The sequence below is a fragment of the Arthrobacter sp. GCM10027362 genome (assembly GCF_042679445.1).
Lineage (GTDB): Bacteria > Actinomycetota > Actinomycetes > Actinomycetales > Micrococcaceae > Crystallibacter.
The window spans coordinates 1-8,030 of sequence record NZ_JBHTML010000173.1; the positions used below are offsets into that span (position 1 = coordinate 1).

The window sequence follows — 8,030 nt, forward strand, 5'->3', positions numbered from 1 at the left end:
GAGCACCGCGGCCGGCACCTCACGATCAAGGCTTTGCGCCTCCCGACCCCGCCCGGGCCCCTTCAGCTTCCGCGCCGAGGAAACCCAACAGCAGGGCCAGGATCAGAATCGGGTTGCGCGCGGTCCGCACGGTTGTACATCCTTGGTGCTGGGGACCAGGGAGGCTGGTCTCTACCCGGGTCGATTGGAACCTTGGGCATCCTTGCACGGCTTTGCCGACAGCCCCGGCATTGGAAGCCCTATCCGGCGCGGCGTCCGGGTACGCCTATGCGCGAGGATCCGGGGACGGGAGATCCGGCGGACGTCGATGAGGACCAGACGGCCTTTCATCGCGCCACCCCATGTCCAGGGGAGTCTGGGCACGGTGGTGCCGGGCGGAATGTTGTACAGGACGGTGAACTTGCCGCCGGCCGGATCGAGTTCGAGGATCTGCATGTCGGTATCGGTCCAGTCCTGGATGTGGGACGTGGCCGCGCCCTTGGCGTGGGCCAGGGTGAGGTGGGCCTTCTTCAGCGGTTTCCGTCCCGGGACGACGCTCTGCCATGTGTGCGCGTTCCGTACGGCACCATGTGTGCGGAACGTTGCCGTTCCGGCGCCGGTCGGCCGACCCGGGGTTGACCTGCGGCTTCCCCCCGATAGCGTTGAGTAAAACGTTTAACCAGCAAGATTGCGAGGAACCGCGATGACAAGCCAAGCGGCCTTCTATGCCGCAGCAACGCCCCGGCCGGGAACGGAGGAGGCGTTCGAGCAGAGCCTCCACCGGCTGGCCGGACGGCGAACGGTGGACGGCGTCCGGCTCTCGGTCCTCGAGATCGAGGACAGCCGGGCGGTCCTGTGCGGGGAAATGCCCAAGGACCGGTGCCCGACGCGCCCCGAGGCCTTGGCGACCTACCTGGAGGACCAGCTCATCGTCAGGGTGGGCGTCTACGTCAACCTGGATGTGAACATCAACTGAGGCTCAGGCCGCCAGCTGCTCCCCGCAAACGAAGCACTCCTTGAATCCCCTGACCGGCGTCACCTCGAAAGCCCCGGACGGGTTGCCGACACGGTCCAGCTGCCGGACGGAGACAGCGCCGCGGAAGCCGGCCAGTTCGCCGGGTTCCACGTCGCGGGTAGGTGCCGTTCCGGTTCGGGGCGGTGCCGGTCTCGTTCCGGAAGAACAGCACGTCCTCGTCCGTGGCCGTCAGGAGCGCCCGGAAGGTCTTGCCGCCGGCTTCGACCGTGCCCCGGGAACTGACGGTGCTGAAGCCGGGGTTGCCGGGGATATACGAGGATCCCAAAACTCCAGGGGCCGGATTGGCTATCAGAAGAATTAGGGCAAAAGCGACGGCGTCAACGCCTTAGAAGTTGTGCCCAACGCGGGGCGGCCGCCGGGCGTGTAGGACGGGGCAGGGCGTATACCTGGAATACGTCGGGGGCAGGCCGCCAAGCCCCGGCGGAGCGGCCCGTTCTTGAGGAATCTTGTGTCACAGGTAGTGGACGGCAGGGGGGCTGCCCCGGGGTACCTGCGGGCCCCGGGGCAGCTGCTGCATGTGCAGCTTTGTGGTGAAGTTTCCTAGTTCTGCCTGATGGTGACGGGGCCTTGATCGGAATTGCAGACCGTTACCGTGTCGCCGGAGCGGTCGACCGCCGTGCCGAGAACTGCAACCGGGCCGACCTTGAAGCCGCAGAGCTGTGCGGCGACCTGGGCCGCGACACCGATGTTGACGTCCTCAAGGATCGTCACATCGCCTACGTTAACATTGACCAGCCCGTCCTGCTGGACCTGTGCGCTCGCGGGTGCGACCCCGGCCGTGAACAGCATTCCTCCGGCAAGTACGGCTCCTGCGACAGCTTTCCTGGTGATGTTCATCTGACTATCTCCCCTCAGTAGTGGTGCAGGTCACGCAACGGTAACGAGATGGGCAAGAATCGGTCAAGGCTTCTGCAAGATCAACTCGATGGAACGTGTAATGATGATCTGCTTCGTGCTGTGCCTGAAGAAATACCGGGCTGCCTGGCGGCGGCAGCTGCCTGGTCAACCGCCCGCCTTGACCCGGATTTTCCGCACTCCTACCATTGACACACATTTCGTGGTTTCAATCCGAGTGGAGCTGCAATGCCGTCCACGGGCACCAGCCGGAGCGGTGACCGTCCGGACAGGCTGGAAAAGGGAAAGCGGGCGGTACCCCTCTGGCGAAAACCCCTCTTTTGGATCGGTGCGGTGGTGCTGGCCGCCGCCGCGGCAGCCCTAACCGGCTGGCTGCAGCCGCTCTTCACTGGGATGACCGGCACCGCCCCCGAAACCGGAGAACCCGTGACGGTGATCGTGTCCTCTCCGGAACGCACTTGGGGGGATGTATCACTGCCGCCGGACGTGAAGCTTTCCAGCCAGGAGCTCGAGCGCCTGGGGCAGATGAATGTGCCGGACCAGGCTGCCTGGCTGGAGGACCGCGGCGGCATCATTGCCGGGGCCCGACGCTTTCTGTTGACCCTGAAAGGGAACCGCCAGGACCCGGTGCGAATCACGGACATCCGGGATGTGTCCAAGTGCAGCCCTCCCGAACGCGGCACGCTCATGCGCCTCATTCCCGCCACCGGCGGCGTGGTGCCTTCGGTGCAGCTGGGAATCAGCGTGGGGGACACCCGCAGCGGAGCGTGGACCTCGGATGCCACGGGGGAACGGCGCCCGTTCTTTCCCGAGCGGACCATCACCCTCGGCCGGGGCGAGGAAGAGCAACTGCTGGTCGAGCTGCGGCCGACCAAGCCGGACCTGGTTTGCCAGCCGGAGCTGGAGATGACCGTAACGGAAGACGGACGCGGGCACCTGCAGCGGATTCCCGCCGAAGGAAAGCTCGTCCCGGTCATGGGCTACGAGGATGACTCCGTGGAGCGCCAGTATTCGGCGGTGTACCTGGGCGGCAGGCTCTGCCCGAAGTACGTCCCGGCCACGCCGGGGTGGCGGCACAATCCGGACTTCCGCGCGGTATGCAGGCTGGACCAGGGATCCGGCTAGTTGGGGCCTATGCTTATCCGGAATGTCCGGCAGCATCGGGTTCAGGCATGGAAGGGCCGCATTATTCAGCGCGGAGCAACGCCCCGGCTTGTCCCCGGCCCAATCCCGGCCAGTAGGCTGGGGGAGTGAACCCTGCCGTGCCTGCCGGGGCCGGGCGTTTTGCCCCCAGCCCTTCCGGAGACCTCCATCTGGGCAATCTGCGCACTGCCATGCTGGCGTGGCTCTTCGCCCGCAGCACCGGCCGGCGCTTCCTGGTCCGGATCGAGGACCTGGACCGGGTCCGGGCCGGGGCCGAGCACCGGCAGCTGGCGGACCTGGCCGCCGTGGGCCTGGCCTGGGACGCCGAGGTGGTGCACCAGTCCGGGCGCATCCCCCGCTACCTGGACGCCATCGGGCAGCTGCGCGGCCGAGGCCTGGTCTACGAGTGCTACTGCACGCGCCGGGAAATCCTTCATGCGCCCACCGCGCCGCATGCCCCGCAGGGTGCCTACCCCGGCACCTGCCGGAACCTGGGCGAGTCGGAGCGGGCCGAGCGGCGCCGCGGGCGTCCGGCCGCACTGCGGCTGCGCGCCGACACGGACCACTTCACGGTACGGGACCAGCTGCACGGCAACTACACCGGCACGGTGGATGACATGGTGCTGCTGCGCAACGACGGCGTGCCCGCCTACAATCTCGCCGTCGTCGTGGACGATGCTGCCCAGGGCGTGGACCAGGTGGTCCGCGGCGACGATCTGCTCAGCTCCGCGCCCCGGCAGGCCTACCTGGCCGGGCTGCTTGGGCTGCACGCTCCCCGGTACGCGCATGTGCCGCTGGTGCTGAACCCGGAACACCGGCGGCTGGCCAAGCGCGACGGCGCGGTGACGCTGGCGGAACTGGTGCGGCACGGGCAGACGGCCGACGGCGTGCGGGACGCACTGCTCGCCTCGCTGGGACTGCCGGCCGGTCCGCTCGAGGCGGTGCTGCCGGCGTTCGATCCGGCAGCTTTGCCGCGGGAGCCGTGGATCTACCGCGGCGAACTGGCAGAGGACGCCGCGCTGCCCCGCGCCTGATCCCCCAAACCGTCGGCAGCGGCCGATATAGTCGCTTGTGGCCGCACCCGCGCAGGGGATGCAGCCGGTCCGGACCTTCGCCAGGTCTTGGCCATCAGCCGGTGTCGCCTGCTCAGCAGACGGTAAGTACGGGGGGTTTGGCCGTCACACGGTTTCTGCGCGCTGTCAACATCAAGCAGGCAACACCAAGTGGAAGGACATCCATGTCCCAGTACCAGCAGCAGACGCCGCCGCAGCCTTATCCAATGCAGATGATGCAGTCCCCGGAAATGATGCAGGGCCAGAAGCACGCACAGACCTCGTTGATCTTCGGCATCCTCGGCCTCTTCGTGCTCGGCATTGTCTTCGGACCGCTGGCGATCAGCCAGGCCAACAAGGCCGAGCGGCTGCACCAGGCGGCCACGGCGGGCAAGGTGCTCGGCTGGATCAGCCTGATCTTCGGCATCCTCGGCCTGGTCTGGTTCGTCATCATGATGGGCACCATGGTGGCCGCCATGAACAGCTACAGCGGCTAACCGGAAATCGGCACACGGCCGGCCGGGGCGGGAAGCCACATGCTTCCCGCCCCGGCCGTTTCCGTCCGGCGCGCTCCGCCGGTGCCTCTGGATTTCCCGGGGCCGGCAGGCTAGGTTCGGAGCAGGTTCAGGGGCAGGACCGCATGTACATGATCGGCGTGAGGAATGCCCATGACCTCGACGGCACCATATTTCCTGCTGGCCGGGCTGGATTTGGCCACGATGATTCCCTACCTGCTGCTGCTCTGCGCCTACGCCTTCCGGCTCTTTACGGTCCGGCGCTCCCGGCAGCGGTACCGGCTGACCGGGGTGATGTGGCTGATGCTGTGGCCGGCCCTGGCCCACATCATTTTGGGCATTGTGCGCGACGCCGTCATTGGCCGCTATGGCTGGCTGGACGTGCTGTCGCCCGTGCTGCTCGGCTTTTTGTGGCACCGGATCTACACCGACCTGCGCCGCGGCGGCGAGGACCACGATTTCCGCGGCTTCGGCGGCCGGTTCAAACTCTGGCTGGGCATCCCGGCGCCGGCCAGGACGGGCGCGGCCTAACCGAAGAGCGCCCGGTCAACCCGGGCGGGGAGGCGCCGAAGACGCGCTCCGGCACAAACGTAACGGTCCAGGCGTGTTCCCACGCCGTGCCTTCGTTACTGATCCGGTCCCCGGCCGCTTGCAGGGCCGCGGGTTCAAGACGGCAGGTGCTGATCTCCGGTCGTCCCGGTCCGGACAATTCCGCTTGCCTCCGGCACTTCAACTGGAGGACGGCGGGCAGGGACATTACCGGCGGCCAGCCCGCTGATCGGCGCCGGTCAGCGGCAGAGCCGCCCGACCATGTCCCTGCGGCCGGGGTCCGCCGACATGGCCGATATGAAGGAACAATTTGGGAACGATTAACCCCGTTTTCACGCCGTCATGTGTTGCCCGGGTCAACCACCGCTTAGGCTGGCGGGGTCACTGCTTCACCGCTGATTTTTGTTGGGGGAAATCTGAAAGTGAGACAGCTTCCTGCCTCGATCATTACCGTCCTGTCCCTGGCCCTCGCCCTGCTGGCCGCGCCGGCCGGCCCCGCGGCGGCCGCCCCGGCTGCCCGGCCCTCCGTCGTTGTCCCCGCGGCCGCGGCGAAGGTCACGGCGGCCATCAGCAGCACGCCGCTGGTCACCTACTACCCGGGTGCCACGGTGAACATCAGGACCAAGAATGCCAAAGGCCTCAAAGCCGTGCTGCAGCACTACAGCGGCACGAAGTGGGTCACCGTCTGGAAGGCGTCCAAGTCCGTGACCAAGTCGTCGCAGACGGTGGCGGCATCCTACAACTTCAGCAGGCGCAAGACGGTCAAGGTCCGGGCCGTCCTGCTCAAGGGCTCCAAGACCGTCGCCAGGTCGGCGTCCCAGTCGCTCAGCTACCAAAAGTGGCCCACCTGGATCCACTCGGCGCAGGGCAGTACGCTCTTCGAGCTGAGCCGGGGCCGGGTCGCTGCCGGCGAGCAGGCCAGCCACACCATCCAGCTCTACTACACGGACGTCGCCCGCAAGGGCAGGTTCCAGGAATACCGCGGCGGCAAGTGGGTCACCCTGAAGAACCTGAGCTGGAAGCCGAGGCCGTCCAGCTGGTACTCGACGGCCCATACCGTCAGCACCCCGGCCACCGATCGGACGGTGACCAGGAAGTACCGGCTGGTGGTGGATGCCACCGCCAACGACGCGGCCCTGGTCCAGGTGGTCACGCTGCGTCATGAGAACCCCGGGGACTACACCGGCTACGCGCTGCAGGCGCACGAAATCATCAGGGACTACTGCCCCAACACGATGATCACGGTGCGCCCGGGCTACTACGCCGAGTCGATGTGGCCGGAAAACCGGATCGAGCTCTATCCGGGACTGAGCGAGCTGGGGCTCAAGTACGTGGCCCTGCATGAGTGTGCCCACGTGGTCCAGCGGATCACCTTCGGCAATGACCACACCAGGATGTCGGACACCTTCAACGCGATCTACAAGACCACCGGCTCTTCCGGCTACGAGCTGGCCGCGGACTGCATGGCCTTCGCGATGGGCGCCCCGAATACCTGGGCCTACTACACCAGGAGCTGCAAGGGCGAGCGGGCCGCGGCGGCCGAGGCGGTGCTCGCGGGCAGGATCCCCGCCGTCGAGGCTGCGGCCAGGTAGCGCTCAGCAGGGCAGGCGCGGGGGCAGTTTCTGGCCGGTGGCCAGGATCTTGCCCTGGTTGTCCGTGCCCCGGTAGGCCCGGCACACCTTCAGCCCCCGGTCGGCCAGTCTGGTCCTGATCTGGCTGATCGCCGTCGGGGTGAACGCCTTTTCGTCCATGTGCATCAGCACCGTGCTGCCCGCGCGCGCGTGCCCGGCGGCGTAGGAGACCACCTGGGCGCGGGTCTTGCCCTTGTAGTCCAGCGTGTTCACGTCCCAGAGCCAGATCTTCAGGCCGGCCCGGTCATAGCCGCAGCGCACCTTCGCATTGACGTAGCCCCACGGCGGGCGGCCGTAATTGCTGCCGGCCCCGGGCCACCGCGAGACTTCCTTGGCGACGGCGGCGCAGCTGAGTTTGCGCAGGTCCGGGTGGGTAATGGTGTGGTTGATGACGTACTGGCCGTGGTTCCGGGCGTACTGGGCGATGTTCACGCCGTACCGGTCCTGGTACTTGCGGATGCACCTGCCCGTGGGAGCGATGACCAGGCCGATGTTTTTCTTCCCGGCATACTTGATTACGTCCTTGAAGGCGGTAAGTGTCCGCGGGCAGTCGTCGAAGCTGAGCACGACGCGCTTGCTGTAGTTCGGACCGCGCTCGGGATTGTCGGCGGCGGCCGCAGCCGGCAGGGCCGGCACCAGCAGGGTGCAGGCCAGTACTGCGGCAGACAGGGCGGACAGGGCAAGGACGACGGTACGTGTGCGCATGGCGCAACCTGCTTTCCCCAACGACCTGCCGGAACGGCGGCACTCGGCAGGCCTCTCCAATGCGTGCGTCCGATCTGAAAAAATCCTACCGGGCGCGGTCGGGCGCTACGGTCCGGCAGGCGGATCCGTTCGCTTCCTCAACCGGGACAGTGCGGCCTCGGCCGACAGCCTCGTCTCAAGTTCCTCGAAGGCCTCCCGTACCTGGTGCGAGTCCGGATCGGACCAGGCCAGCTCCTCGCGGGCAGCGGCCAGGGCCTGCAACCGGCGGATCTCCCGTTCCGCGGTTGCGGCGGCGCTTCGGGCATCCGCGGCGCCCTCTCCTGCGGCCCGGAGGGCTTCCTGCATGCCGAGCGCGGCCCGGGCGGCACCGTGGTCCGCCTTCAGCGTGAGGTAGTGCAGCCGGGCATCCTCGATGCGCTGCTCCAGCCGCCGCAGCATCTGCTCCAGGTCGTGGAGCTGGCCGGCCAGTGTCCGCTGCCGCGCGTCCAGGGCCTCCTGCCGCTTGCCGGCGGCGAGGGCGCCGCGCAGGAAATTCCGGGCGGCGTCGTCGTCCCCGGCAGCGACG

The 8,030-nt window shown here is 67.5% G+C and carries 11 protein-coding genes; 6 read left to right on the plus strand and 5 right to left on the minus strand.

The features are described 5' to 3' along the window. Nucleotides 1-171: 171 nt before the first annotated feature. Entirely contained in the window at nt 172-435 is a 264-nt protein-coding gene (locus ACFQ36_RS18315; protein WP_377016216.1) for a hypothetical protein, read from the minus strand. 247 nt (nt 436-682) lie between these two features. Here ACFQ36_RS18315 and ACFQ36_RS18320 point away from each other — a divergent pair, with 247 nt between their 5' ends. Continuing rightward, complete coding sequence (locus ACFQ36_RS18320) at nt 683-955, plus strand: hypothetical protein (protein WP_377016218.1); 273 nt, start codon at nt 683-685, stop codon at nt 953-955. 3 nt (nt 956-958) lie between these two features. Here ACFQ36_RS18320 and ACFQ36_RS18325 read toward each other — a convergent pair whose 3' ends face one another. Next, on the minus strand, nt 959-1,105 hold the full coding sequence (locus ACFQ36_RS18325; RefSeq protein WP_377016220.1) for a hypothetical protein: 147 nt from the start codon (nt 1,103-1,105) through the stop codon (nt 959-961). A gap of 450 nt (nt 1,106-1,555) precedes the next feature. Next, nucleotides 1,556-1,852, minus strand: a complete 297-nt coding sequence (locus ACFQ36_RS18330) for a hypothetical protein (protein ID WP_377016222.1) — start codon at nt 1,850-1,852, stop codon at nt 1,556-1,558. A 351-nt stretch (nt 1,853-2,203) separates the two neighbouring features. Between ACFQ36_RS18330 and ACFQ36_RS18335 the strand changes: the two genes are divergently transcribed. The 5 genes from ACFQ36_RS18335 to ACFQ36_RS18355 all read left to right on the plus strand — a co-directional run bounded on the left by ACFQ36_RS18335 (nt 2,204) and on the right by ACFQ36_RS18355 (nt 6,721). Next, on the plus strand, nt 2,204-2,995 hold the full coding sequence (locus ACFQ36_RS18335; RefSeq protein WP_377016224.1) for a hypothetical protein: 792 nt from the start codon (nt 2,204-2,206) through the stop codon (nt 2,993-2,995). Nucleotides 2,996-3,120: 125 nt separating this feature from the next. Next, nucleotides 3,121-4,047: a tRNA glutamyl-Q(34) synthetase GluQRS gene (gene gluQRS / locus ACFQ36_RS18340; RefSeq protein ID WP_377016226.1), complete on the plus strand. Its 927-nt coding sequence runs from the start codon at nt 3,121-3,123 to the stop codon at nt 4,045-4,047. A gap of 203 nt (nt 4,048-4,250) precedes the next feature. Next, nucleotides 4,251-4,562 carry a hypothetical protein gene (locus ACFQ36_RS18345; protein ID WP_377016228.1) on the plus strand — a complete coding sequence of 104 codons (312 nt, stop codon included), beginning with the start codon at nt 4,251-4,253 and terminating at the stop codon, nt 4,560-4,562. A gap of 171 nt (nt 4,563-4,733) precedes the next feature. Beyond that, on the plus strand, nt 4,734-5,111 hold the full coding sequence (locus ACFQ36_RS18350; RefSeq protein ID WP_377016230.1) for a hypothetical protein: 378 nt from the start codon (nt 4,734-4,736) through the stop codon (nt 5,109-5,111). Nucleotides 5,112-5,551: 440 nt separating this feature from the next. Continuing rightward, nucleotides 5,552-6,721: a hypothetical protein gene (locus ACFQ36_RS18355; RefSeq protein WP_377016232.1), complete on the plus strand. Its 1,170-nt coding sequence runs from the start codon at nt 5,552-5,554 to the stop codon at nt 6,719-6,721. A 3-nt stretch (nt 6,722-6,724) separates the two neighbouring features. Here the strand turns inward: ACFQ36_RS18355 and ACFQ36_RS18360 are convergent, their stop codons facing one another. Together ACFQ36_RS18360 and ACFQ36_RS18365 are read right to left on the minus strand one after the other, a co-directional pair. Beyond that, a complete protein-coding gene (locus ACFQ36_RS18360) occupies nt 6,725-7,465 on the minus strand; it encodes a polysaccharide deacetylase family protein (protein WP_377016234.1) in 741 nt (246 codons plus the stop codon). Between the two features lie 105 nt (nt 7,466-7,570). Beyond that, nucleotides 7,571-8,030: PspA/IM30 family protein (locus ACFQ36_RS18365; protein ID WP_377016236.1), on the minus strand; the 460-nt coding region annotated here is incomplete at its 5' end.

Excerpts from the sequence above, each read along its gene's own strand:
- ACFQ36_RS18360 (WP_377016234.1), bottom strand. The coding sequence starts at position 7,465 with ATGCGCACACGTACCGTCGTCCTTGCCCTGTCCGCCCTGTCTGCCGCA.
- ACFQ36_RS18330 (WP_377016222.1), bottom strand. The coding sequence starts at position 1,852 with ATGAACATCACCAGGAAAGCTGTCGCAGGAGCCGTACTTGCCGGAGGA.
- ACFQ36_RS18315 (WP_377016216.1), bottom strand. The coding sequence starts at position 435 with ATGCAGATCCTCGAACTCGATCCGGCCGGCGGCAAGTTCACCGTCCTG.
- ACFQ36_RS18345 (WP_377016228.1), top strand. The coding sequence starts at position 4,251 with ATGTCCCAGTACCAGCAGCAGACGCCGCCGCAGCCTTATCCAATGCAG.
- ACFQ36_RS18320 (WP_377016218.1), top strand. The coding sequence starts at position 683 with ATGACAAGCCAAGCGGCCTTCTATGCCGCAGCAACGCCCCGGCCGGGA.
- ACFQ36_RS18350 (WP_377016230.1), top strand. The coding sequence starts at position 4,734 with ATGACCTCGACGGCACCATATTTCCTGCTGGCCGGGCTGGATTTGGCC.